At 70.2% G+C, this 23,512-nt stretch carries 19 protein-coding genes and 1 pseudogene; 5 read left to right on the top strand and 15 right to left on the bottom strand.

Going from position 1 to position 23,512, the window contains the following annotated elements; all coding sequences use genetic code 11:
* Positions 1-187 precede the first annotated feature (187 nt).
* The gene (locus IE124_RS27165; protein ID WP_189511325.1) at positions 188-493 is read left to right on the top strand and encodes an STAS domain-containing protein; all 306 of its coding nucleotides are present in this window, start codon (positions 188-190) and stop codon (positions 491-493) included.
* On the opposite strand, the gene IE124_RS27170 is transcribed toward IE124_RS27165, so the two are convergent.
* The 9 genes from IE124_RS27170 to IE124_RS27210 form a co-directional block, all read right to left on the bottom strand.
* A complete protein-coding gene (locus IE124_RS27170) occupies positions 463-2,784 on the bottom strand; it encodes a hypothetical protein (protein ID WP_189511327.1) in 2,322 nt (773 codons plus the stop codon). The two genes, IE124_RS27165 and IE124_RS27170, sit on opposite strands and share 31 nt — an antisense overlap.
* A 107-nt stretch (positions 2,785-2,891) precedes the next feature.
* Positions 2,892-3,194 (bottom strand): hypothetical protein, encoded by a 303-nt coding sequence (locus tag IE124_RS27175; RefSeq protein ID WP_189511329.1) that lies wholly within the window; start codon positions 3,192-3,194, stop codon positions 2,892-2,894.
* Positions 3,195-3,200: 6 nt separating this feature from the next.
* Positions 3,201-3,470, bottom strand: coding sequence for a hypothetical protein (locus tag IE124_RS27180; protein ID WP_229832914.1), 270 nt, complete (start codon positions 3,468-3,470; stop codon positions 3,201-3,203).
* Positions 3,467-4,765, bottom strand: a complete 1,299-nt coding sequence (gene nhaA, locus IE124_RS27185; RefSeq protein ID WP_189511331.1) for a Na+/H+ antiporter NhaA — start codon at positions 4,763-4,765, stop codon at positions 3,467-3,469. The genes IE124_RS27180 and nhaA overlap by 4 nt, the downstream gene beginning before the upstream one ends.
* 229 nt (positions 4,766-4,994) lie before the next feature.
* Positions 4,995-6,536 (bottom strand): alanine/glycine:cation symporter family protein, encoded by a 1,542-nt coding sequence (locus IE124_RS27190; RefSeq protein ID WP_189511332.1) that lies wholly within the window; start codon positions 6,534-6,536, stop codon positions 4,995-4,997.
* Between the two features lie 519 nt (positions 6,537-7,055).
* On the bottom strand, positions 7,056-7,280 hold the full coding sequence (locus IE124_RS27195; RefSeq protein WP_189511335.1) for a hypothetical protein: 225 nt from the start codon (positions 7,278-7,280) through the stop codon (positions 7,056-7,058).
* Between the two features lie 24 nt (positions 7,281-7,304).
* Positions 7,305-12,161, bottom strand: a complete 4,857-nt coding sequence (locus IE124_RS27200) for a DNA repair ATPase (RefSeq protein WP_189511336.1) — start codon at positions 12,159-12,161, stop codon at positions 7,305-7,307.
* Between the two features lie 97 nt (positions 12,162-12,258).
* A complete protein-coding gene (locus IE124_RS27205; RefSeq protein WP_229832915.1) occupies positions 12,259-14,283 on the bottom strand; it encodes a flotillin family protein in 2,025 nt (674 codons plus the stop codon).
* A gap of 51 nt (positions 14,284-14,334) precedes the next feature.
* Entirely contained in the window at positions 14,335-14,736 is a 402-nt protein-coding gene (locus IE124_RS27210) for a hypothetical protein (protein WP_189511338.1), read from the bottom strand.
* Between the two features lie 213 nt (positions 14,737-14,949).
* Between IE124_RS27210 and IE124_RS27215 the strand changes: the two genes are divergently transcribed.
* Positions 14,950-16,026, top strand: a complete 1,077-nt coding sequence (locus IE124_RS27215; RefSeq protein ID WP_189511339.1) for a PucR family transcriptional regulator — start codon at positions 14,950-14,952, stop codon at positions 16,024-16,026.
* A gap of 277 nt (positions 16,027-16,303) precedes the next feature.
* Here IE124_RS27215 and IE124_RS27220 read toward each other — a convergent pair whose 3' ends face one another.
* A complete protein-coding gene (locus IE124_RS27220; protein ID WP_189511341.1) occupies positions 16,304-17,071 on the bottom strand; it encodes an ABC transporter permease in 768 nt (255 codons plus the stop codon).
* A gap of 30 nt (positions 17,072-17,101) precedes the next feature.
* Positions 17,102-18,031 carry an ABC transporter ATP-binding protein gene (locus IE124_RS27225; protein WP_189511343.1) on the bottom strand — a complete coding sequence of 310 codons (930 nt, stop codon included), beginning with the start codon at positions 18,029-18,031 and terminating at the stop codon, positions 17,102-17,104.
* Positions 18,032-18,123: 92 nt separating this feature from the next.
* On the opposite strand from IE124_RS27225, the gene IE124_RS27230 reads away from it, so the two are divergent.
* A complete protein-coding gene (locus IE124_RS27230) occupies positions 18,124-18,603 on the top strand; it encodes a GbsR/MarR family transcriptional regulator (protein WP_229832917.1) in 480 nt (159 codons plus the stop codon).
* 340 nt (positions 18,604-18,943) lie between these two features.
* Here IE124_RS27230 and IE124_RS27235 read toward each other — a convergent pair whose 3' ends face one another.
* The 4 genes from IE124_RS27235 to IE124_RS27250 all read right to left on the bottom strand — a co-directional run bounded on the left by IE124_RS27235 (position 18,944) and on the right by IE124_RS27250 (position 21,708).
* Positions 18,944-19,255: a hypothetical protein gene (locus IE124_RS27235; protein ID WP_189511345.1), complete on the bottom strand. Its 312-nt coding sequence runs from the start codon at positions 19,253-19,255 to the stop codon at positions 18,944-18,946.
* Positions 19,252-19,548, bottom strand: coding sequence for a hypothetical protein (locus IE124_RS27240; protein ID WP_189511348.1), 297 nt, complete (start codon positions 19,546-19,548; stop codon positions 19,252-19,254). The genes IE124_RS27235 and IE124_RS27240 overlap by 4 nt, the downstream gene beginning before the upstream one ends.
* A gap of 74 nt (positions 19,549-19,622) precedes the next feature.
* Positions 19,623-20,342 (bottom strand): potassium channel family protein, encoded by a 720-nt coding sequence (locus IE124_RS27245; RefSeq protein ID WP_189511350.1) that lies wholly within the window; start codon positions 20,340-20,342, stop codon positions 19,623-19,625.
* On the bottom strand, positions 20,335-21,708 hold the full coding sequence (locus IE124_RS27250) for a TrkH family potassium uptake protein (RefSeq protein ID WP_229832918.1): 1,374 nt from the start codon (positions 21,706-21,708) through the stop codon (positions 20,335-20,337). The genes IE124_RS27245 and IE124_RS27250 overlap by 8 nt, the downstream gene beginning before the upstream one ends.
* A gap of 130 nt (positions 21,709-21,838) precedes the next feature.
* Between IE124_RS27250 and IE124_RS27255 the strand changes: the two genes are divergently transcribed.
* Both IE124_RS27255 and IE124_RS27260 read left to right on the top strand, forming a co-directional pair.
* Positions 21,839-22,717 carry an alpha/beta fold hydrolase gene (locus IE124_RS27255; protein WP_189511352.1) on the top strand — a complete coding sequence of 293 codons (879 nt, stop codon included), beginning with the start codon at positions 21,839-21,841 and terminating at the stop codon, positions 22,715-22,717.
* Between the two features lie 102 nt (positions 22,718-22,819).
* Positions 22,820-23,327: pseudogene (locus tag IE124_RS27260) on the top strand (NfeD C-terminal domain-containing protein).
* Positions 23,328-23,512 lie beyond the last annotated feature (185 nt).

The raw sequence follows: 23,512 nt of genomic DNA on the forward strand, positions 1-23,512 counted from the left end.
CGTCGTGACACCGCCCGAATGCCTGATTGCGCCATCGGGCAGGGGGGGTTGGTCCGCGCGTAGTCTGCCCCTCAGGTGCGCCGGGAAGTCTGGTCGGCAGAGGATTCCGCCTGCCCCGGAGCCGTTGATGCCGCCTCTGTTCTCACCTACCGGCCCGCTCAGACGCGGCGCGCGTACCTTGCTGCGTGTGCTGTATCCCCGCCGGGAGAGGTCGGTGGTCCGCTTGAAGGGCGATCTCGGCACCGCATCCGTGGAGCACACCAGCCGTGTGCTCCGCTCGGCGCTGCGTGGCAGGCCGAGCGTGCTTGAGGTGGACTTCTCCCGCGTCACTCATCTGTCGCCGGAGGCCGTGTTGCCGCTGTTCCTGGCCGCGCGTGGGGCGCGCGGCCAGGGGACGCGGTTCGCCATCGTCCGCGCGCATGGTCAGCCGGCGGTGATGGTGCGCAGGATGGGTCTGGAGCGCTATCTGTCCGCGGGACGTTCCAGCCGGTAGTCCGTGGTGTTGGGGGTGCCGAGTGTGACACCCGGGGGAACAAGGTCGGTCACGTACTGGGTGAACGCCTCGCGTTCCTCCTCGTCGGTGAGGTCCGTCAGAGGATTCATCGGCCACACGGGCCGTCCCTCGACGAAGGCCACGGCCGCGGCAGGGTCTTCGGCGGTGCTCCGCAGCTGGGTGGTGCCTTGGTGGGGCAGGTGTACCGTGCCCGGTTCGACGTCCATGAGTGCGATCGGCCGGTCGGCCCCGGACTCGAAGAGGACCAGCTTGGGTGCCTCGGAGGCCGGCTCCTCACCGCCCGGCAGGACCAGGTAATCGAGAGTGCGTGCTTCAGGCGACCGGGCGGCGCGCAGCACGCGGCGCAGGGTCCAGCCGGTGCGGGCCGCGCACCAGGCCAGGCGGCCGATCGCCAGCGCCGCGACCGTCCCGCTCACCCACAGGCCGCGTCTGGAGCCGGGATCCCCCGGGATGCGCGCGGCGGAAGGTAGGCCGGCGGCGTATTCGATCCCGACCGTGTCGCCTTCGGCAGGGGCGGGGTCGGCGACGACTACGTCGGTCACGATGCGGCGGCCGTCCGCGGTGACGAAGCTCATCTCCGCCTCCGAGGGCAGCAGCCAGGGCTCCAGGGGAAGTTCGTCGTACAGCAGCTCGACGGTGGCAATCGCTGTCACCGGTCGGTCCGTGGAGAGGCGGACGGCCGTCACCCACCACCATCCCGACAGCAGGCAGGTGAGGGCGAGCACGATGAGGGCGCCCCAGGCGATGCCAGAGGCCAGGGTGATGCGACGGAGCACCGGCGATCGCCACCACGGGCCGGTGCTCGGGTCGGGTTCGGGGCGCCGCTCCCTGACGCCGGGGGCGAAGGCGGATCTCGCGTGGAGGAGCCGGGACACGGCCGTCAGGTGGGACCTGTCGAGCACGTCGCCGGCCTCGGCCGGGTCTCCCGCCGAGGGCTTCTCCGGCGCGGCGGCAGGCGGCATCTGAGTGGGAAGGGCCACGGCCGTGAGGGGGACGCCGGCGCGTGCGCGGCGGGTGTGGATCCCGATACCTGCCAAAGCGGCGGCGATGCCGAGCGCCGTGACGAAGCCGAGGGCGACCGGGGTGAAGTCACGGTCGAACGCCTCGCCCCGCAGCGGCCACGACAGGGCGCTGACCTCCAGGGTGTCGCCGCGGTCCACCTGATCGCAGTCGACCTCCGCGGTCTGACGTGCCCCGTCCCAAGGGTCGGCCCACGCGACCGCGCAGCCGTACTCGGTCGTCCCCGTGACCTCCGCCCGCGCGATCTGCCCGAAGACGTAGGCGAAGGTCAGCAGACCGATGCCGGACAGACCCAGCACTCCGGCGGCCCAGCTCCACCAGGGCACGACCAGCCCCCGAGGGGACTGGCGGCGTGTCTGGCCACTGCCCCGGAGATGGTTCCGCAGCCGACGAAGCCGACGCGCATCGCTCGTCGTCCCCGCGATGACGCCGACAAGGCCGGCCGCCCCCGCGACGCTCACCCCGAAGACCGTCATGAACCAGGAGTCCTCCAGATCGGCCGCCTCCCCGCGGACCGGCCACGGCCTGGCGCTGATCCGCAACGCGTCTCCCGTCTGCTCCCCCTGATAGCAGTCCACTCGCGCGTGCCGGGTACGACTCGCTTCCCACGGGTCCTGCCACTCCACCTGGCACTCGGCATCCCGCACGCCAGTGACCTCCGCGGTGACGTCCCTTCCCAGGCCGAACGTATGCACGCCGAAGAGCCCCAGGGCGAGCGCGCCGGTCAGCAGCAGCGCGGCGAAGCCGGGCATCCGTACGTGGTTCCGCAGCGAGAACCGGAGGGCGTCGGCCGAGGTCCGCCGTGGCGTGGGCTCGCCGTCGCCAGGATCGCTGAGCGCCTTCGTCACGATCCCCGTCGACGGCCGTTCCACGGTGATCTCCAGTACGCGCCCCATCCCCGGCACCTCGTACACCACGGTGTCCCGATGAACGAACGACGGCCGCGTGAACCCGCCCGAACGCAGGGGAACGACATCCCTGACCCGCCCGCCGCGGGGCACCGCGAGCACAGCGGACTCCGCCACGAAGCGCATCGGCTCGTCGACGCGGTGGACGAGCCAGAGATCCCCCCGTGCGGGCCGGCCCTCGCCCCGGGTCCCGTCACCGGCCTGCCAGACCAACTCCGCAGGGACCCCCACAGCCCTGCCCGAGGCGAAGGCACGCCCGCGCGACCTCTCGCGCCAGTTACCCCAGAGGGCCGGCAACGCGCCGGCGAGGAAGCTGCACGCCAGGAAGAGAAGAAAGTTCACGAACGCACTCTCGGCTGGAGAAGGACGAAGGGACAGAGGGTTCCACCGCAGGATCGAGGCCGGGCGAGCTGCCGGTCACCGGCAAGGTGAGCCGGATTCCGCCGATGTCAGGACCGCTTGTCGCGGCGGTCCGCGAAGGAAGCCCACGTCATGAGAACCACGGCGGCGAGAACCAGGAGCGGGCCGCCGACTATCCGCAGCGGCAGGAGTTCGTCACCCGGTACTCCGACCAGGCTGAGGATCGCAGGGGTCAGGGAGCCGACGTAGAGGGTGAGGGCGGCGTTGCCCCGCGCTCGTGTGACACGCGCGTCGGAACTCGGTGACCAGCGTGGCGTCCACCCTCGCAGGAAGGCGACCCCGAGGGGCACCAGGATGGCCGTGGACAGCACGATCCACACGATCTGGAACACGGCCTGTCACCTTCCGCTCGTGGAGATTCGCGTGGCGAGGAGACCCGCGAGGACGGCCCAGGGGACAGCTGCCGGTCCGGTGAACGTCCACCCCACGGCTCCGAGGACCAGGACCGTGGCCGTGCCGATGACCAGGGAACGCCGGTCCCGGAGGCAGGCCCATTCGCGTCGGGCGCTTCCCGGTTCCCTGAGCTCCTGGACGGCGGTGCGGATGACCAGGATCGCCAGGACGACGGCCGCACCCAGGAGGGCGGTCAGTGCGTCCGTCGTGATCACCGGGCGGTTCCCGGAGCACCTGTCTGGTAGATGTCGGGGATGCCGTCGGCGTCGTCGTCGCGTTCCTCTTCCTCGTACAGCCGCTTGTAGAGGCGGTTGCGGCGGCGCAGGAGTACGGCGGCGAGGGCGGCCGCGGCGAGCGAGCCGATGAGGACGGCGGCCTTGACGTGGTCGGCCTCGGCTGCTGTCGGGAAGGCGAGTTCGCCGATGAGGAGGGAGACGGTGAATCCGATCCCGGCGAGGGCGGCGAGGCCGAGGACGTCGGCCCAGGCGAGGTCGGGGTTGAGCTGGGCACGGGTGAAGCGTGCGGCGAGGTAGGTGCCGAGGAAGACGCCGAGGATCTTGCCCGCCACCAGACCGATGAGGACGGCGAGCGGTTCCGGGTCGGTGAAGACGTGGGTCAAGGCCGCGCCGGACACGCTCACCCCTGCGGCGAAGAGAGCGAAGAGCGGGACGGCTACGCCGGCGGAGAAGGGGTGGACCAGGTGCGAGACGCGGGCCGCCGGACTGCGCTCCTCGCCCTTGTCGCGGGTGGTGCGCAGGATCAGGCCCATGGCAACGCCGGCAACGGTGGCGTGGACGCCGGAGTTGTACATCAGCGCCCAGATCGCGAGGCCGAGCGGCACGTACCACCACCAGCCGCGCACGCGGAGGCGCTGGAGGGCGTAGAAAGCAGCCAGACCTGCGAACGCCCCGCCGAGCGCCCAGAAGTTCAGGTCGGAGGTGAAGAAGACGGCGATGATCAGGATGGCGCCGAGGTCGTCGACGACCGCGAGGGTGAGCAGGAACGCCCGTAGCGCGGACGGCAGGTGGGTGCTGATGACCGCGAGGACCGCGAGGGCGAAGGCGATGTCGGTGGCCATCGGCACCGCCCAGCCGTCCAGGCTTCCACCGCCTGCTGCCGCGGTGAGTGCGTAGAGCGCGGCGGGCACGGCCATCCCGCAGAACGCCGCGACCACGGGCAACGCTGCCGTCGCGGGGGTGCGGAGCTCGCCGACGACGAGTTCGCGTTTCAGCTCGATGCCCGCGACGAGGAAGAAGACGGCGAGCAGGCCGTCGGCGGTCCAGTGGCCGACGGACAGGTCAAGGCCGAGGGCGGGTATGCCGAAGTGGAAGTCGCGGATGCTCGCGTATGCCTCACTCCAGGGGCTGTTCGCCCAGATGAGGGCGATGACAGCGGCGCCGAGGAGGACGAGACCGCCGACCGTCTCGGTACGCAGCGCCTCGCTGATCGCTTGGCGTTCGGGCCAGGGCAGCAGTCCGAGGACGACTTTGCGCGGGCGCGTCTGGGACATGGGAATTGCCTCCGGGGCGGTTGGCGAGCGGGCACACTGCCCCTCGGACGCCGACCAGACTTCCCGGCACACCAGCGCATCGCATTGACGCGTTCTTTACACCCTATCGGGCGCCGGGGGGCCTCGCCAGGGCGTCTCTCAGCTGTCGAGACGGGGTGAAGGGCCCTGCTTCTCACCAAGGCGCGAGGTGAGGGCAGGGCCCTTCGGGAGCCGGGCCGCCGGGGGGCGGTCAGACGGTGGTCTTCACCGGCTCCTGGTCCGGGTCGGCGTCGGAGATGTCGAGGCCGGCGTCGCGCTTCTTCACGAAGGCGAGGAAGGTGTTCAGTTCACGCTTGACGACGGGGGCGAGGAGGTAGAGGCCGATGATGTTGATGACGGCGAGCATGAAGAGCACCGCGTCGGCCATGTCGATCAGCGTCTGCAGGGTGAGCAGGGAGCCCGCGACGGCGAAGAGGGTGTAGAGGACCTTGAAGGTCAGTTCGCTGGTCCTGCTGCGGCCGAAGAGGTGGGTCCAGGCCTTCATGCAGTAGTAGCCCCAGGTCAGCACCGTGGAGATCGCGAACAGCATCACCGCGACGGTGAGGATGTACGGGAACCAGGGCATGACCGTGCCGAAGGCGTCGGAGGTGATGGTGACGCCGCCGATGGACTCACCGCCGTTACGGAGCTCGACATAGCTCGCGGGGTTGGCGATGACGATGGTCAGGGCGGTCATGGTGCAGATGACGACCGTGTCGATGAACGGCTCCAGGAGGGCGACCAGACCCTCGCTCGCGGGGTGCTTGGTCTTCACTGCGGAGTGGGCGATCGGGGCGGAGCCCAGACCGGCCTCGTTGGAGAACGCGGCCCGCTTGAAGCCGATGATCAGCGCGCCCAGGACACCGCCGGCGACGCCCTCGGGGTTGAACGCGCCCTCGATGATCGTGGAGACCGCGGAGGGGACGGCGCTCGCGTTGACGGCGATGACGACGAGGCAGGCGGCGATGTAGATGCCGGCCATCGCGGGGACGAGCTTGCTGGTGACGGAGGCGATGGAGCGGATGCCGCCGAGGAGCACGATGCCGACGAGGGCCGCGATCAGGATGCCGAAGAACAGCGCGCCGGCCGAGGAGCCCAGGGCGCCGTCCTCGCCGCCGGTGACGGAGACGAGCTGCGCGTAGGACTGGTTGACCTGGAAGAGGTTGCCGCCGAAGAGACCGAAGAACAGGATCATGAAGGAGGCGAGGACGGCGAGGACCTTGCCGAGCGTCTTGCCGTTCTTGCCGAAGCGTTCGGCCAGGCCCTTGGGCAGGTAGTGCATGGGGCCGCCGGAGACGGTGCCGTCGGCGTGCACCTCGCGGTACTTCACACCGAGGGTGACCTCGACGAACTTCGTCGCCATGCCGAGCAGGCCGCAGAGGATCATCCAGAACGTGGCGCCCGGGCCGCCGATGGAGACCGCGACGGCCACACCGGCGATGTTGCCGAGTCCGACCGTGCCGGAGACGGCGGCGGTCAGCGCCTGGAAGTGGTTGACCTCGCCGGCCGATCCCTTCTCGTCGTACTTGCCACGCACCACGTCCACGGCGAGCCGGAACTTGCGCAGCTGGACGAAGCCGAACCAGCCGGTGAAGACCAGGCCGGCGACGACGAGCCAGGCGACGATCAGGGGCAGCTGGGTGCCGCCGACGGGCACGGAGTAGAAGACGATCTCGCCGAGCCAGGTGGCTATCGGCTCGAAGAAGCCGCTGACCGCCTTGTCGACGGACTGGGTGAAGGAATCGAGTGACACGGTGGGGACCTCAGTACGCAGGACCGGCGAGCGGGAGGCAGCGCCGGTGGGGGTGCGGTCTTTGAGCGAACGCCGTTGTCCGGTCGGCGACCCGGGGAATCGACGTCCGCGGACTCGGAGCGTGATCACCTCGGTCGTGCTGCCGGTACGTGACCGGCGCTCCGCAGGACGGGCGAGGGGTGGTGCCACCTGCGGAGTTGCGCATTCCTACCACGACAACCCACCCCCGCAGCGTGACGCATGTCACCTCACTCACGGTGATCTACGAAAACCCCAGGAGCCGTGACGTGACCGTTATCCGAACAGGCGAGTCCGTTCACCGTGCACTTATTTCCGCCGGTCAGGAGCCTGTCGCAATTGACTCCTGTCCCTCGAAGGTCGAGGCGGTCGCGCGGCCACTCCGGCAGGTCTGCGCGGCCGACGCGCCGACCACGGCCGTGGCCCGAGCTCTCGTAAGACCTGGGCACCGGCGCCCCAGGGCCCGGTGACCGGTACGCGGATCTCCCGCCTCCCGACCACTCAACCCCTCTCCCGGAAGAGCCGGATGGCGCGGCCCGCGAACAGATGGACGTGTCCGCACACCAAGCAGATCAAGCCGGTCGCCGACTCGTTCGCCCACGCCAGGTCGAAGAGCTCCATCCCCGTGCTGTTCAGCTTCACCTCCCGCTTGCGGAACGTGGCGTTGTCGCAGATCAGACAGAGGACCCAGGTCTCCCCTATCGCCGCGCGCACGTACTTGGCCATGGTGCGTCTCCTTCCGTGCCTGCGTCAGGTCTGGCGGCGCGCGGGGGCGGGGACGTCATCGGACCGTGACGCGTGACGTCCCGCCGGGTGCGCCAGGAGGTGGCGTGGATCCGTGGCGCGGGTGATCGCCGCCTCGACGGCGGTGATGCGGTCGGCGAGCAGTCCCAGGGCGACGACCGCCCGGCCGAGCGAGTCGTCTCCGGAGCCGCCGAGCGTCTGGGTGCGTGTGTAAGCGGCGGTCACCTCGGTCCAGCGCTCGGCCTGCACCGGGGTGAGAGTGCCACGGAGTTCGGCCAGCTTGAGGAGGTTGGCCTCGGCCTCGGTGGTGAGGGTCTGGGCCTCGGCCGTGTAGTGGTCGTCGATCACGGCGGCGAGTTCGGCGTCGTTCATCGCGGACGTGATGCGGGCCGCGATCTTGTTCATGGTGCGGTACGAGCCCTGGAGCCGGAAGGGCGGTTCGGTTCGGGCGCTGTCGGTGCGGGCGGCCGAGTCGATGTACTCGGCGTTGACGGCCAGGACGGTCTCGCGGGCGGTGAGCAGGTGACGCAGGACGGCGAGGATCCGGTCCAGCTCGGCCGCGGCATACGGGTGGACGAGGCGGTCGCGGCGCGCGGTGGGGGCACCGGCCGCCAGCCGGGTCAGCAGCTCCAGGTCGGTCCGGTCGCGGCCGGCCAGCGGTGCCAGGTCGGGGTGAGAGGTGAGGGCGTTCTCGACGAAGCTCAGTGCGAAGGCCTCCTCCTTCCCGGTCAGCACGTCGCCGAGGTTCCACACGTCGGCCCGGTTGGCGAGCATGTCCGGGACACGGAAGGCCTGCCCCGACTCGGTGTACGGGTTGCCGGCCATGCAGACGGCGAAGCGCTTGCCCCGCAGGTCGTGCCCGTTCAGGGTCCGCGTGGCGTCGCAGAGCGGGATGAACTTCTGCAGGAACTCCGGCGAGGCGTGCTGGATGTCGTCGACATACAGAAGGACGTTGTTGCCCGCTGCCAGGGCGAAGGCGATCTTCTCCACCTCCCTGCGCGCGGTGGCGTCGGGTGCTTCGGCCGGGTCGAGGGAGGTCGTGCGCTGCCCGAGGGCGGGGCCGTCGACCTTGATCAGGAGCAGGCCGAGGCGCTCGGCGACGTACTCGATCAGCGTGGTCTTGCCGTAGCCGGGCGGAGAGAGGAGCAGGAGCAGGCCCTGGGAGTCACTCCGCTTGGCGTTCCCCGCAGCGCCGAGCTGCTTGGCGAGGTTGTCGCCGATCAGCGGGAGGTAGACGTCGTCGACGAGCCGGTTGCGAACGAAGGACGACATCACCCGGGGGCGGTACTCGTCCACGCGGAGCCGGGCGTGCTCGGCCGCGACGAGGTCCGCCCGCTGCCGCTGGTAGGCACGGAAGGCCGGCACGCCCCACTCGGCGAAGGCCCGTGTCCTGTCCAGGAACTCGTCCAGCCGCAGTTCCAGGGCGCGCCCCTCCACCCGGGGGTGGCTGCCCAGCAGACCGGTGACCGTCGCCGTCATCGGGGCAGCCACCTCGTACCGGTCGAGGCCTGGGCACAGCTCGACGGCGACGGCCTCGGCGACTACGTCCCCGTCGGGCAGTTCCCCGGAGGCCGAGGCGTAGGCGGTGAGCCATGCCTCGACGAGCTGGCGTCGTGCGTTCTGCTCCGTGAGTGCGGCAAGGGCGTCGTCGTACGCGGAGGAACCGACCGCGCGGCGGAACTTGTCGAGGAGTGTCCGCGCCGCGCCGGAGACGGCGAAGCCCGGCACGCCGGAGGCCAGTTCTTCGATCAGGTAAGCGGCGGCCGTCGCGTCACCGATCTCCTCGGCAAGCTCGTCCCGCAGGCCGTCGACGGCCGACTCCGCGCCGAACAGGTCACGGGCCCGGGTCAGGGCGTCCGCCCGGCAGGTCCACTGGTCACGGGCGTCGGCGGTGGCGGTGTGGCCCCAGAAGAGCTGGGCGGCCGCGCGTGCCGGGGCCGGGTACCTGAGCAGTCCGACCCTTCCGTGCAGCCGCAGGACGACCTCCAGGATCGCCGCCGCGTCGTGGTCGTGAACACCGCGCTCGTACCCCTCGTCGTACGCGGCCACGGCCGCCCTCCGTGTGAGTGCGCCGAGATCCGCGCCGGCCAGGCCGTCCGCTCCGTGCTCGGCCAACAGGCGCGCGGCAAGGTGTTCGGCACGGTATACCTGCTGCGACTCGGAGGGCAGCGTCCGGTCCCAGAACGGCCGGGTCGCGGCGAAGGCCGGGTCGGTCACGGGCACGCGGTAGTCGGTGCCGGTCAGGGCGAGGGCGAGAGTGTCCTCGTACGGGACGAGGGTCAGTTCGGGGGTCTGCCGGTTGACGGCGAAGCGGTGCCGGCCGAGCCGGATGGTGTCGCCTCCGTCGGAGAACAGCTCGGTGCGGTCGCGCAGCGCCCGCCCGGCCTCCTGGCGGGCGGTGCCGAGCCGGGCCTCCAGCTCCTCCGCCCGTACATGGTCACCGAGTTCCCGTAGTTCGCCGCCGGTGCGCCGGACCTTGACGACCATGGGGTCGGAGGCGAAGTAGGTGTGCACCTCGTCCAGATCGGCCAAGGTCGCCGCTCGCCGAGCGATCGCGTCCAGCACCCGGTCAGCCGACCTCGCGAGCTGCTCCGCGCGGCGGGCGCGGGCATCCTGGAGAGACTGCTTGCGCACCGTGAAGGCGTCGTAGACCTCTGTGCGCCTCTCGGCGATGTCGGCGAGGAAACCGTCGTGCTCGGCAAAGCGGGACTCCAGGTTCTCCAACTGGAGCAACAGCCAGCCGAGTTGTTCGTCGCAGCGGTCGGGGGTTTCGGCGGCTGCCAGCGCACCCGTGACGGCCTGTCCGAGCAGGGCGAGCTCGGCGGCGAACTCCGCCCGGCCCTCCTTGTCCAGGAGCTCGGTGCGGCGGGCGGCAAGGAGGGCGCGGGCGCGGTTCAGCGCGCCCAGGACGTCGGCGATGCGCTCCAGGATCGACGTACGTACGGTGGCGTCGCCGATGTCGAGTCCGGCGATGATCTCGCTGAGGGCCCGCAGACCGGCCGTGTGCGCGTCGAGCCGCTCGCCGACCGGGCCCGCGCCCGCCACCGTGGTGATGGCGCCGGCCTCCTCCTCCAGCTGTTCCGCGTCGGAGTGGTGGGCGGTGAAGGCGTCCGCGCGCCGGAGGTGGGCGACGGCCCTCCGGGCGGCCGAGGTGATGTCGGCCTCGACGTCGCCGGCGAGGGTGTCGATGCCTATCGTGTCGGCGTACCGCATCTCCTTCAGGGTCACCAAGTGCCCTTGCGCCTGGCGAAGTTCGGTGATCCGGGAGATCCACTCCTCGGCCGTGGCCGGCGCCTCACCCCGAACACGCCGGACCAGCCCGCTGATCCGTCGGGCCGACTCCGCCAGTGCCTCCGAAGCCTGCCGGGAGAGGGCCGTCACGGTCTCGAACTCGTCGAGGACCTGCACGAGCGTGCCACGGATCTCGGTCAGCGGAGCGCCCAGGTCTCCGACTTCCGGTTCTCCGAGCCAGTGGTGGACGTCCCCCGCACGCTCACACGCGGCGGCGAGTGCTGCGTACACCTCGCCGGCCGGTGTGAGCTCGGTCGCTTGCCGGACGATCGCCAGACAGTCGGCGATCCCCCGGACGAGATCCGCGTTGCCGATGCGGGCCAGCGGGCCGTCCCCCACGGACGTCGCGTAGGTGTCGGCCGTGTACGGCGTCCGCCACATCTGCACCGGATGGACACGGCCGGGCTCCGCGGAATCGCCGCGCAACACGGCCATGGTTCCGTCGTCGAGCAGCGCGTAGCCATGGCAGGAGACCGGGGTCGCGATCTCCTTGCGGATCAGGTTGTACGGGAGGAGCAGGCTGCGGCCCTCGGTCCGGGTGCGGAAGACGAAGAGGAAGTCCTCCCCGTCGGGCGAGCGGACCAGTCGGTCGAAGGTCAGCCCGGACGCGTCGGTGTCGAAGGTCTTCACGGCGCCGGAGGCCAGACAGTAGCCTCCCGGGAACACGATCCCCTCGTCCTCGGGCAGCCGCAGACACGACTGGCCGATGCCGTCGAGCCTGACCACGCTCCCGGTCAGTGCGTTGAACACGAGGTGACGGGGGGCCTCCTCCTTGTACGGGCGGACGCGCACGAGAGTCAGGGCGCCCACCACCGCGTAGGCCACCTCCGCGTCGGCCAGCGACTGCAACGGCTCCTCGACCGGCTCCGTGTGGACACCCTCGGTCGTCTCGGTGTCGTTCTGCGTCTTGACCGTCAACGCCCCGCCGACCGTGGAGACGAAGACCCGGCCGTCGAGCGCGATGTGCGGGTGGCGGCCCAGGACGTGGTCGTCGCGGGTCGTGGCCACCCAGTCGACGTCGTGGGCGGGCGGAAAGACGTGGTCGCGCTCGCCCTGGGCGTCGAGGAATCGCGTCCCTCCGGCCGGATCGACGGACCAGCGCAGGACACGGAGGTCGGCGTCCTGCTCCCCGGTCCGGAAGACGGCGAGGAGCCGGCCCTCCACCCGGCGCAGCCGCAGCAGCCGCGCACCACGGAAGTAGCGGTGCAGCGCGGAGAACTCCCGCACGAAGCCGGGGTCGTCGAGCAGACCGGGCACCGCGTCCTGGGGCAGCGCGTTCAGGTCGCGGTCGTAGAGGGTGAAGACATCGGCGACCGCCGTCTCGGAAGATCCCGTGGACGGCGTGTGGGAGCCGAGGAGCAACAGGTCGTCGCCGACGGCGACGACGTCGCGGGGGACGCAGGCGCGCTCGGTACGCACCCGGCCGGTGCCGGTCAGGCCGAGCTCGCCGGAACCGAAGGCCGCGATCCGTGCCTCGTTGAGGGCCCCGGCACGCCTGCCCAGCTCCGCCGCCTGCCCGGCGAGCCGGTCCCGGAGTACCGCGTACGTGTCCTGGTCGATTCCCGCGCTCATCCCGTCCCGCTCCTTGTACCGTGGTGGATACGGGTCCGGCGCCGACAACCCCCGTATGCCGGCACCGGACCCTCTGTGACCGCTCCCCCCGGGGCGGTCAGTTCGTGACCGCGCCGTTCAGCGCGGCGGTCTCGGCCGGGACCGCGGTGGCCGGGCCGGGGGCGTGCGCGTCGAGGACACCGGACTTCATGACCTTCGCCAGCAGCGCGGAGACGCTGAGGTTCTGGACGTCGCCGCTGGAGAGCGAGCCGAGCACCTTGGTGAGGTCCTCGGTGAAGGAACCCTCGCCGTCGAGCCAGGGCCCGGCGAGTGCCTGCGCGGTCCGGGAGTGGTCCACGAAGCCGTCGACGGACTTGCCGAGCGCGATGGACTGCACGAGACGGTCGAGGAAGACGGACTCCCCGCCGACGATGTTGATGTCGGCGTTCTCCAGGCCGGTCGCGAGCACGGTGGCCTGGGCTTCCGCGACCTGTCGCTGCACGTCGAGGCCGGCGAGCCGGATCTCCTTCTCCGCCTCCAGGCGCAGCCGGTACTCCTCGTGCGTTCGGGACGCCTCGTCGAATGCTGCGACGGCGATCGCCTTCTGGTTGAGCCCCTCGGCCTCCGCCTTCAGCTTCTCGCCGATCGCCGTGGCCTCGGCGAGCGCCTTGGCCCGCAGCCCTTCGGCCTCGGCTCGCAGTCGCGCCTCGGTGGCCTCGGCCTCGGCGCGGCCGGTCTTCTGGATCGCGTCGGCCTCCTTCTCCCGTACCTGCGCGGCCGCGAGGCCTTCGGCGGCCGCTTCGGCCTGTACGCCCTCGGCGAGGCGGATCTTGGCGTGGGCATCCATGTCGGCGGCCTTGTTGCGGGCCTCGGCCAGGGTGAGCTCCTCGGCGGCCCGGTGCACGGCGGCCTGCTCGGCCGCCTCCGCCGCCTTGATGTCCTTGACCAGCCTCTCCTGCGCCTCCGCCTCGGCGGCGATGACGACGGCCTGGCGGGTCCGCTCGGCCTCCTCGACCGTACGCAGCCGCTTGATGGACTCCTCCTGCTCGGCGACCGTACGGTCCACCGCGATCCGCTCACGGATCACCTCGGCGATGTCCCGGCGCTCCGACTCCACCTCCTTCTGGGCGGAGATACGGGTCAGTTCCGTCTCTCTGTCCCGGGCGATGACCTCCAGAAGGCGGTCCTTCTCGATCCGCTCGTTCTCGATCGCGATGACCCGCTCACGGTTCTTCTGCGCGACGGCGACCTCGCGGGCCTGGTTCTCACGCTGGATTCCCAGCTGCTCCTCCGTCTTCAGGAAGGCGCTCTGGGCCCGCAGCCGCTCCTCCTCCACGACCCGCGCCGTCTCGGCCTCCTCACGCGCCCGTACAGTGTCGATCTCACGCCTCTGCTTGATCTCGGCGTCAGTCTGACGCCGCTCCAACTCCAGGATGGCCTCGCGGGCGTCGACGTTCTGCCGGGTGATCTCCTTCTGCTCGTGCTGACGCAGTTCGTTGGTCCGGACGTTCTCGACGGCCGTGAGTTCGGTGATCTTCCGGATGCCCTGAGCATCCAGGATGTTGCCGGCGTCCAGCTGGGCGAGCGGGGTCTGCTCCAGGTAGTCGATGGCCGCGTCCTCCAGGCTGTAGCCGTTGAGGTCGATGCCGATGATCTCGATGATCCGGAACCGCAGTTCCTCGCGCTTGGTGTACAGATCGGTGAAGTCGAGCTGCTTGCCGACAGTCTTCAGCGCCTCGGAGAACTTGGCGTTGAACAGCTCCTGCAGCGTCTCCTTGTCGCTCGCCCTCGCCGTACCGATCGCCTGCGCGACCTTGATGACGTCCTCGACGGTCTTGTTGACCCGGACGAAGAACGAGATCCGGATGTCGGCGCGGATGTTGTCCCGGCAGATCAGCCCGTCCCGACCGGTGCGGGAGATCTCGATCGTCTTCACCGAGATGTCCATGACCTCGGCCTTGTGCAGGACGGGGAGAACGACCTGTCCGGTGAAAGTGACGTCGACCTTCCGCATCTTCGAGACGATCAGCGCCTTGCCCTGTTCCACCTTGCGGAACAGTCGGCTGATCACGAAGAGCAGAGTGATGGTGAAAAGCAGGACAACGGCGACGAGCACGCCGATGCCCACGGTGAAGGCATCCATGAGAAACCCCGTGTCGATGGAAGTGATGGGGAGCCGCAGGCTCGGGTGGTGTTACGGGAGGGTGGCGGCGGACCGTCGGGACAGCCCGGGTTCATCGGGGAACAGCTTCGCCAGGGGACGTACGAGGCGTCGGGTCACCCACCAGGCGGCAGCGGGAGCGAGCACCATGAGGGCGAGCGAGAGCAGGGAGGCCGAGGAACGCGACAGATCGGCGAGGTCGCGCCACAGGGCTCCGGTGAGACTCAGGAGCCAGCCGGCCAAGAGGAACACGGAGGCCGCCACGGAGACGGGAACCCGTCCCAGGCGCAGCGCCTGCGTGTCCACGTCGGAGTCGAAGGCGCCGCGCTCTACGACACCGCACAGCACCAGCAGCCAGAACCCCACGGCAGCGACGACGGCCGCGCTGAACAGCAGCACGGGGAAGCCGAAGGCGGCGCTCAGAAGCTCATCCATGGCTGTCCCCCCTCAGACGATGATTTCTGTCTCCCGGCATCGGGGCGACGCCGATGTCCTGCCGCAGCGCCATTCTGAGGCATCGACAATCCCTTCGGCATTGCCGTAACCAGGCAAACTTTGACGCCTCCTTGATGCCGGTGAGGAGCCCCTGCCGAGCGACGTGTCACTCTTGTCCCCACGCGTCAGGAACTCGTCAAGGACGCGTCAGGAATGCCGGGAGGGGCAGTGACGGAGCTGGAGACGGCCGTGGAGTATCTGGAGGGGTACGCCGAGGTCCTGGCGGGCGTGTGTGCGACCGGCCGCAGGCTCACCCGGGAGGAGCGGGAGGCGCTGCGCTCCCGTGGGGAGCGTGCGGCGGAGGCCGGCATCGGGCTGCGCGCCCTCGTCCGGGCCCACCTCGCCGAGGCTCAACGGGTCCACTCCGAGCTGCAGGTGGCAACTGCGGATCACCTCCTGAGCGCGGTCGAGCAGGCCGTCGACGCCTTCGCCGAAGGACATGAGCGGGCGCAGCACCTGTTGATGCGTCAGGAGGAGGCTGCGAGACGTGAGTTCATCGACGACCTGCTCTACGGCCGCAGCGATCTCGGCCGGATAGCCGAGCGCGCCGAGCGCTTCGGACTGCTCCTGTCCCACGCCCACGCCGTCGCCGTCGCCCAGGGCCCGGAGCCGTACAGCGACGGCTACGAGGTGACCCGTAGCGTCGAATCGTCGCTCGTCGCCCGCTTCGGCAACCGCCGGATCCTGCTCACCACCAAGGACGGGCGACTGATCTGCGTCGCGCCCGCCGACGAAACCGAAGTACTCGCCCACTTCGCCAAACAGGCCCACGCGGCGACCGACGGCGGTCAGGTCGCCGTCGGCAGGGCGCATCCCGGCACCAGCGGCGTCGTCCACTCCTACGAGGAAGCCCTCAACGCCCTCGAGCTCGCCGCCCGCATGGACCTGGACGACCCAGTTCTGTACGCCGCGGACCTCCTCGTCTACCCGGTCCTCACCCGTGACCGGCAGGCCATGGCCGATCTCGTCCAGACCGTCCTCGGCCCGCTCCAGCAGGCCCGCGGCGGCGCGAAGCCCCTGCTCGACACCCTCACGGCGTACTTCGACACGGGCTGCGTCACCGCGCAGGCGGCCCGCCGCCTCAGCCTCAGCGTGCGGGCCATGACGTACCGCCTCGACCGCATCCACCGTCTGACAGGGTCGGATCCCGGCGATCCCGTCCAGCGCTACACCCTGCAGACAGCCGTCGTCGGCGCGCGCCTCCTTGACTGGCCCGACCAGGTGCTGTGACCGTGAAGGGGTGGGTGCGAGGCAGGGCGGGCACGCTCTGAGTTCCCGGAGATATCCGCGCAGCCAGAGGCCGCCCGATCCGTCCGCCGCAGCCGTCGGGTCGTGGCCGCCGTGGCGCTGTCCGTCATCGTGGTGCCGGCCTCGATTCTCACGGCCGTTCCGGGTGCCCCGCCCAATCCGCCCACGGGGGAAGACGGGTCACCCGCGTCACGCCCTGCCGCCATGGCCGTGCACCCCGCGCCGTGATCAAGCACCTGGCGGCCGTCCACCTGCCGGATCAGCCGACGTCCCGGCGGTTGAAGCGCATAACGCCTACAGCCAGGACAGTGACGGCAGTGACGGCCAGGACCGCACCATCGCCCCACTGGAAGCCGTTCTTCAGCGGCTCACCGCCGATGTAGTAGTGGAACGGGGACGCGTAGGCGAGCCAGTCCGCGCCGATTTGACCGGCGACCGCGTAGGCGGTGTACGAGAGCACGCCGACGGTCGCGGTTGTGGCCAGGACGACGGTCCTGCGGCCGAGTGCAGCGCCGAGCCCGAGGGCGAGGGCACCGAAGACGACGGCGAGAAGTGCCAGGTTGACGCATTGGGCGAGAAACTCGGCAGGGGTGACGCTGGTGAGCCCGGCGCTGTCGCGGATGGCGAGCATGGCCAGCCAGACGAGGAGTGAGATCGCGCCCGCGCCCACGGTCAGCGCGCAGAACCGCTGCAGGGCCAGGCTGGTGCGGGTCACGGGATGGGCCAGGAGCAGGTCGAGCCGGCCGGACTCCTCGTCACCGGCGAGGGCGCGGGAGCCGGTGGAGACCCCGTAGATCATGGCGAGCAGCGGCAGGATGACGCCGAAGACGCTGGCGTGCAGATAGCCGGCCGCTGTGGCGTCGATGTGCAGCGCCTCACGTAGCGCCTCGGGAAGGCTCGCCGTGTTGTCCCGTTGGGAGGGGTAGGTGCTCGCGTAGGTCATGCCTACGGCCGCGGTGCCGAGCGCCCAGCCGGCGAGTGCGCGGCGGCTGTCGGTGAGCGACTTGGTGAAGACGGCGGTGTTCATGGTGGGCCTTTCCGGTGTCGCGCGGATGGCTCAGGCCGCGGTGGAAGGAGAGGTTCGGGGGGCCGCCTCCGCACCGGCGTAATAGGAGTGGAAGACCTCCTCAAGGGCGGGCTCGGTCGCGCGCAGGCCGGTCACCGAGTAGCCGGCGAGCGCCTTGATCAGGGCGTCGGGGCTGCCGACCACCTGGCCGCTCAGGGTGGTGCGGGTGATGTCGAGGCCGAGCCGGTCGGCGCCTGGCAGGTCGGCGAACGCGTGCTGAGGCACCGGCGTCTCGAAGGTGACCTCGACGTCTCTGACGGCTCCGGCCCGCAGATGGGCCACGGTGTCGAGTGCGGCGAGGCGCCCGTCGCGGATGATGCCGACACGGTCGGCGACCGCTTCGACCTCGCTCATGACGTGGCTGGACATGAAGACCGTCCGGCCGTCCGCCGCCGTCTCGGTGACCAGGTCGAGAAAGGTCTGCTGCACCAACGGGTCCAGGCCGGTGGTCGGCTCGTCCAGGACGAGGAGCTCGGGCCGGTGCATGAACGCCTGGACGAGGCCGACCTTCTGCCTGTTGCCTTTGGACAGCTTCCGGATCCGGGTGTTCTGGTCCAGGCCGAGACGGTCGGCGAGGTCGTCGATGTGCTGCTGTGGCACACCACCACGCAGCGCGCCGAGGAAGCGGAGGTACCCGCGGACGTTCTGGCGCCCGTCACAGACGAAATCGCCCGCCAGGTATCCCGTCCTGGCCCGAAGTTCCGTCCCCTGGGCACGTGGTGACAACCCGAGCACCGTGGCGGTGCCACTGGTGGGCCGGATCAGGTCAAGCAGGAGGCGAATGGTCGTCGACTTGCCCGCGCCATTGGGGCCGAGGAAGCCGAAGACCTCACCCGTCCGCACCTCGAGCGTCAGGCCGGCCAGTCCCCGTCGGGCGCCGTATCGCTTGGTGAGCTCGCGGAGCTCGATCACGTTCTCCATAACTCCGAACGTATCGAGTGTTCAGAGATCTGTAAACAGTCTGAGTGTTGCGAGAGCTGACTATGCTGAGGCGGCGGCGTCAAGGAGGAACGATGGACGAGAAAGACGTACGGCTGCGCGAAGCGGCCGAGAAGCTTGCGCTCACCCTCGCTCAGGGCGGGATGCAGAAGACCACGGCCCGCGTGATGACCGCGCTGCTGTTCAGCCAGGACGACACGATGACGGCCGCGGACCTCTGCGAGGTCTTGCAGATCAGCTCGGGCGCGGTCTCCGGCGCCGTCAAGCAGCTCATCCCTACCGGCATGATCGAACGCGTCCCGGCCCCGGGCAGCCGCCGGGACCACTACCGGTTCCGCGAGCACGCCTGGGCCACTCTGATGGGCAGCCAGAACGTGCTGCTGGCCACCATGGTGGACGCTGCAGCCGAGGGCATCAAGTCGGCGGGGCGGGACAGTACCGTCGGACGACGGCTCGACGAGATGGAGGACTTCTACGCCTTCATGCAGAGGGAGATGGCCACCCTGATCGGCACGTGGCGGAAGCAGTACGACGCACGGCATCCAAGGGCCTGAGAACTGCGGCCCGCCTGCCGTGGCGCTGGGCGGGGCGAATTCCGGCAGGCGTGACCACGGCTCCGTACGCTTGGCCTCGACCGAAGGAGACAGCCGTATGCCGCAGCCCGGGCGACGCGAAGCCCATACCGGACCGTCCGCCCCGCTTCTGGCCTGCGGCTCAGTGCTCACAGCCGCCGGGAGCGTGATGTACCTCTTGCCTCATCTGCAGTCTCCGCTGTGCGGGATCGGCGCACTGGCGCTCGCGTTCACCGCTGCCGTGGCGGTCTCCGCCAGGACGCGGCACTGAGCGGCTGGGGCTCCCGCGCAGGCTCATCGCGACGTCCTGCCGCGCGGTCCATCAGCGGCTTCTTCGTCGTGAGGGCTCTGCCAAAAAGTCGTAGAGGGCCACGAGGACGATCGCGCACCCGATCAGCCCCAGCGCGATGTACGAGCACGCTTTCGGTACGCCGCTCGGCGCCTCTGCGAGCCGCGCCACCTCGCTCGTCAGCACCGCCCCGTACAGCACGACGCCTGCGGCACCGAGCAGACGGGTGGGCGCGCCCCTCCGCGCAAGCCGGCTCGGCCTCCAGCCCAGAAGAACGGCGATGCTCGGTGCCAGGAGCAGCACCGCACCACCGGTCAGCAGGACCCAGCTCACCCAGGTAGTCACGCCAGGTCTCCGGAGTTGTCCGGGCGGGAGGAACGTGCCCGGTGGCGGCGAATCTCGCACAGGCAGATCCCAGCAGTGGTCACGTAGAGGGGGAATGCGAGCGCCTCGGCGATGGTGGTGGTCCCGGCGGACCGGCTGAGACTGGCCGCGAGCCCGGCGCACAGCAGCAGCCCGGGCAGTGCCCGTCGCCAGCGGGGCAGACTGCTGATCCGCCAGACCCAGAAGCTGACGACGGTGTTGAACGTCAGGAAGGCGAGCGCCCACAGGGCGAGTACGACAAGGGCGAGAGGCATGGCCGGGGGCTCCAGGGCAGGCGGAAGACTGTGCCGACCAGGCTTCCCGGCTCACCTATGGCTGATTCTAGTTGTCAGGGCAGTTCGGTGAAGGTCTCCACGGCGCTGGTCTTGCCGGTGACGACGATGATGTCGCCCTGTTCGACGACCGTGTCGGCGGTGGCGTATGTGAAGTCCTCGCCGGGGCGCTTGATGCCGACGACGGTGATGCCGTACTCGCTGCGCACTCTGGACTGGCCGAGGGGCTGTCCGGTGGCGGCCTTGGGAGCGACGGTCTTGACGAGGGCGTAGTCGTCGTCGAATTCGATGAAGTCGAGCATGCGGCCGGTGACGAGGTGGGCGACGCGCTCGCCCATCTCGTGCTCGGGAAGCACGACGTGGTGCACGCCGAGGCGTTCGAGGATCTTGCCGTGCTGGCGGCTGATGGCCTTGGCCCAGATGTTGGGGACGCCTGCTTCGAGGAGGTTGGAGCTGATGAGGATGCTCGCCTCGATGTCGCTGCCGATGCCCACGACGGCGCTGGAGAAGTCGTGGACGCCGAGCTGATTCAGGACGTCGGGATCGGTGCAGTCCGCCGTGGCGGCGTGGGTGAGACTGTCGCTGTACTTCTGGACCAGTCGGGCGTCGGTGTCGATGCCCAGGACGTCCCAGCCCCGGCGCATCAGCTCGTTGGCCAGCGAGCTGCCGAAGCGCCCGAGGCCGATGACGGCGACGCGCTGGTCGCCGGTGGGCGGGTGCTGTTCGGTGAGCCGTTGGCGGCGCCGCTTGCGGAGGTTGTGGAGGTAGTTAGCCAATGACGGGTCGCTCCTCGGGCAGTTCGTACCGTCGTGTGCGCTCACGTAGCGCGAGCGCGGAGACCAGGGTGATGGGGCCGATGCGGCCGATGAACATCAGGACGACGAGGATGAGCTGTCCGGCGGCGGGCAGGTCGGCGGTGATGCCCGTGGACAGGCCCACGGTCGCGAAGGCGGACACGACCTCGAACAGCACGGCTTCGAACGACGCCGTGCTCACCGAGAGCAGGGCGAGCGTGGCACTCATGACAAGACCCACTCCGAGAAGTGCCACCGTCAGGGCCTGACGCAGCACATGCGGCGCGAGGCGGCGGCCGAGCACTACGGAGTTCGGCTCGCCGCGCACCTCGGCGAGGATCGCGGCGGCCAGGACGGCGAACGTGGTGACCTTGATGCCGCCGGCGGTCCCCGCGCTGCCGCCGCCGATGAACATGAGCATGCACGTCATCAGGAGGGTGGAGGCGTGCAGGGCGCCGATGTCGAGGGAGTTGAAGCCCGCGGTGCGGCTCATCGCCGAGTAGAAGAAGCTGTTGAGGAACTTGCCCCAGACGTCATGCGCGCCGAGCGTGGCCGGGTTGGTCCACTCCAGCAGCCCCGTGAGTACCGTGCCGACGACCAGCAGCACCACGGTGGTGATGACGGTGAGTCTGGTGTGCAGGGTCCAGTTCTTCCGGCCGGTGGTGCGGGCGCGGTTGCGGTGGCGCAGCATCTCAAGGAGGACCGGGAAACCGATGCCGCCCAGGATGACGGCGACGGCGATCGGCAGGGTGACCCACGGGTCCTGGGCGTAGCGGGTGAGGCTGTCCGCGTGGAGACCGAAGCCGGCGTTGTTGAACGCGGACACGGCGTGGAAGAAACCGAGGTAAGCGGCTTCCCCGATCCCGCTTCCGTACCCGAAGCGGAACCGCAGCGCCAGGCAGGCGGCCACGGCCAGCTCGACCATCAGCGTGGTGCCGGCGACGCCGAGCAGGACGCGGCGTACGTCCCCGATGCCCAGGCTCTTCGTCTCGGCCTGCGCCGTCAGCTGCATCCGCAGCCGCAGCCGACCCGAGACCAGCAGGGCGAGGAGGGAGGCCATGGCCATGATGCCGAAGCCGCCGACCTGGATCAGAATCAGGATGACGCCCTCACCGAAGCCGCTCCAGTACGTGCCCGTGTCCACGACCGCGAGACCCGTCACACAGACGGCGGAGGTCGAGGTGAACAGCGCGGTCAGCACACCGGGGGCGCCACCGTCCTCGGTGGCGAGCGGCAGCATCAACAGGACGGTGCCGATCACCACGACGCCGGCGAAGGCAAGGACCACGGTGCGGGCCGGATGCGCCGAGAAGAACGAGCGCGCACGGTGCCCTGCGACGGTGGCCACGGTTCCGACGCCCCCTCTCCTGTGGATACGTCACGTCTTGTGCAGGTGACGCGTCAGCGACGCGTCAAGAACGGCCGCCACCATACCCGCGCCTCTGCTGCCCGGACGGCAGGGTGCCTACGATGCGGCCATGCCGTCGTCGATCTACCGCAGTCCGGCCGCGCGGGAACGGGTACGGGACTGGTGCGAGGCGCGCCTGGCCGCCTGGCCGGTCCCTCACGACCGATGGCAGGTCGAGACGTCCGCCGGCCTGACGAACGTGGTCCGGACCGGGCCCGACCCGAAGCCGGGGCGGGGGGCGCTCGTGCTGCTACCCGGGACGAACATGAACGCGGCCGTGTCCCTGGGCTTCGCGGAAGCGCTGTCGCGGGTCGCATCCCTGATCGTCCTCGACGTGCCGGGCCAGCCCGGCCTCAGCGCCGGTGAACGCCCGCGCCGCCGGCGCATGGACCGGTACGGGCGGTGGCTCACCGAAATCCTGCCGCAGGTGACGTCCGAACCGGCCGTGGTCGTGGGACATTCGCTCGGCGGCGCGATCGCCCTCGCCTCCGGCTCCGACCTGATCTCCGGTCGTGTGCTCGTGTCGACGGCCGGGCTGGTACGACTGCGGGTCGGCGCCTCCGTGCTGGGCGCGACGGTGCCCTGGTTGCTCCGCCCCTCCGTACCGCGGGCCGAGCGGCTCGTGCGGCACATGTCGTCGTCCGGTGCGTCGGTATCGGACGAGCTCAGCCGGTGGATGGCGCTGGTGGGCAGTTGCTGCCGCAGCAGCCTCGCTCCCGCGCCTCTGCCGTCGTCCGTCCTGGCGCACGCCCGGAGCGTGGCGAACATGGTGGTGACGGGATCGCGCGACGTCTTCCTGCCCCCGGCCCGCCTGGGGCCCGCGGCCGAGCAGCGGCTCGGCACCCATCTGCGCGTTCTCGACGGCGCCGGGCATCTCCTGCCGGAGGAGTCCCCCGAGCGACTCGCCGTCCTCGTGGCCGAGTTCATAGAAGCCCGCAGGCGGCATTAAGAGCGCGTAAAGACTGCCGGAACCAGGCAGTGAACAACCCCGCCGCCCCGTGGAACCATCCTGGAACAACGGGAGAAGCAAGGCACGGGGCAGGTGGCGCACATGAGCTGGTTTCTCGGTCTCGGCATCGCGGGTCTCGTGCTCCTCGTCCTCTCGCTGGTCTTCGACGGGGTGCTGGAGGGGGTCCTCGACTCGATCGGCGGAGGTCTGGACGGGTTCCTGTCGTTGCCGGTGATCGCCGGGTTCGTCTCGGCGCTCGGCTTCACGGGGGCGATCGTCCTCGGGACGACCGCCACGGGGGCGGGGGTCGCCGCCGGTGCGGGCGCGGTCGCGGGGGGGCGTCGTGGGGTGGGGGACCTGGCGGTTCGGCCGGGTGCTCCTCCGCGACGGCTCCGCGTCCGCACCCCGGGAAGACGACCTGGCCGGTACGAACGGGTCGGTGGTGACGGCCATCCCCGTGGACGGTTACGGCGAGGTGCTGCTGTACCTCGCGGGCCAGCCGGTGAAGTACGCGGCGAAGGCCGGCGTGCCCGTCGCGCGCGGCATCGAGGTGTGGGTCGACTCCGTGCTCTCACCGACGTCCGTCTCCGTCCGCCCGGTCGAACGCTGACCGGGCGAACCCGTCTGTCTTCCAACTCTGGCTTTTTCTTCTGATCGAAGGGGGTTCCTCATGGGCCCTGTCCTCACCGCCGTGGTGGGCATCGTCGTTCTCCTGGTGCTGCTCGGCCTCGTCGTCATCACCCGTTACAAGGTCGCCGGGCCCAGCGAGGCGTTCATCATCACGGGCCGGCGCGG

This window comes from Streptomyces narbonensis (genome assembly GCF_014649015.1).
Lineage (GTDB): Bacteria > Actinomycetota > Actinomycetes > Streptomycetales > Streptomycetaceae > Streptomyces > Streptomyces narbonensis.

What these genes read in the sequence shown, in the direction of transcription:
- nhaA (WP_189511331.1), bottom strand. Translation starts at nt 4,765, where the DNA reads ATGTCCCAGACGCGCCCGCGCAAAGTCGTCCTCGGACTGCTGCCCTGG.
- IE124_RS27195 (WP_189511335.1), bottom strand. Translation starts at nt 7,280, where the DNA reads ATGGCCAAGTACGTGCGCGCGGCGATAGGGGAGACCTGGGTCCTCTGT.
- IE124_RS27200 (WP_189511336.1), bottom strand. Translation starts at nt 12,161, where the DNA reads ATGAGCGCGGGAATCGACCAGGACACGTACGCGGTACTCCGGGACCGG.
- IE124_RS27205 (WP_229832915.1), bottom strand. Translation starts at nt 14,283, where the DNA reads ATGGATGCCTTCACCGTGGGCATCGGCGTGCTCGTCGCCGTTGTCCTG.
- IE124_RS27210 (WP_189511338.1), bottom strand. Translation starts at nt 14,736, where the DNA reads ATGGATGAGCTTCTGAGCGCCGCCTTCGGCTTCCCCGTGCTGCTGTTC.
- IE124_RS27215 (WP_189511339.1), top strand. Translation starts at nt 14,950, where the DNA reads ATGCCGGGAGGGGCAGTGACGGAGCTGGAGACGGCCGTGGAGTATCTG.
- IE124_RS27220 (WP_189511341.1), bottom strand. Translation starts at nt 17,071, where the DNA reads ATGAACACCGCCGTCTTCACCAAGTCGCTCACCGACAGCCGCCGCGCA.
- IE124_RS27225 (WP_189511343.1), bottom strand. Translation starts at nt 18,031, where the DNA reads ATGGAGAACGTGATCGAGCTCCGCGAGCTCACCAAGCGATACGGCGCC.
- IE124_RS27230 (WP_229832917.1), top strand. Translation starts at nt 18,124, where the DNA reads ATGGACGAGAAAGACGTACGGCTGCGCGAAGCGGCCGAGAAGCTTGCG.
- IE124_RS27240 (WP_189511348.1), bottom strand. Translation starts at nt 19,548, where the DNA reads ATGCCTCTCGCCCTTGTCGTACTCGCCCTGTGGGCGCTCGCCTTCCTG.
- IE124_RS27255 (WP_189511352.1), top strand. Translation starts at nt 21,839, where the DNA reads ATGCCGTCGTCGATCTACCGCAGTCCGGCCGCGCGGGAACGGGTACGG.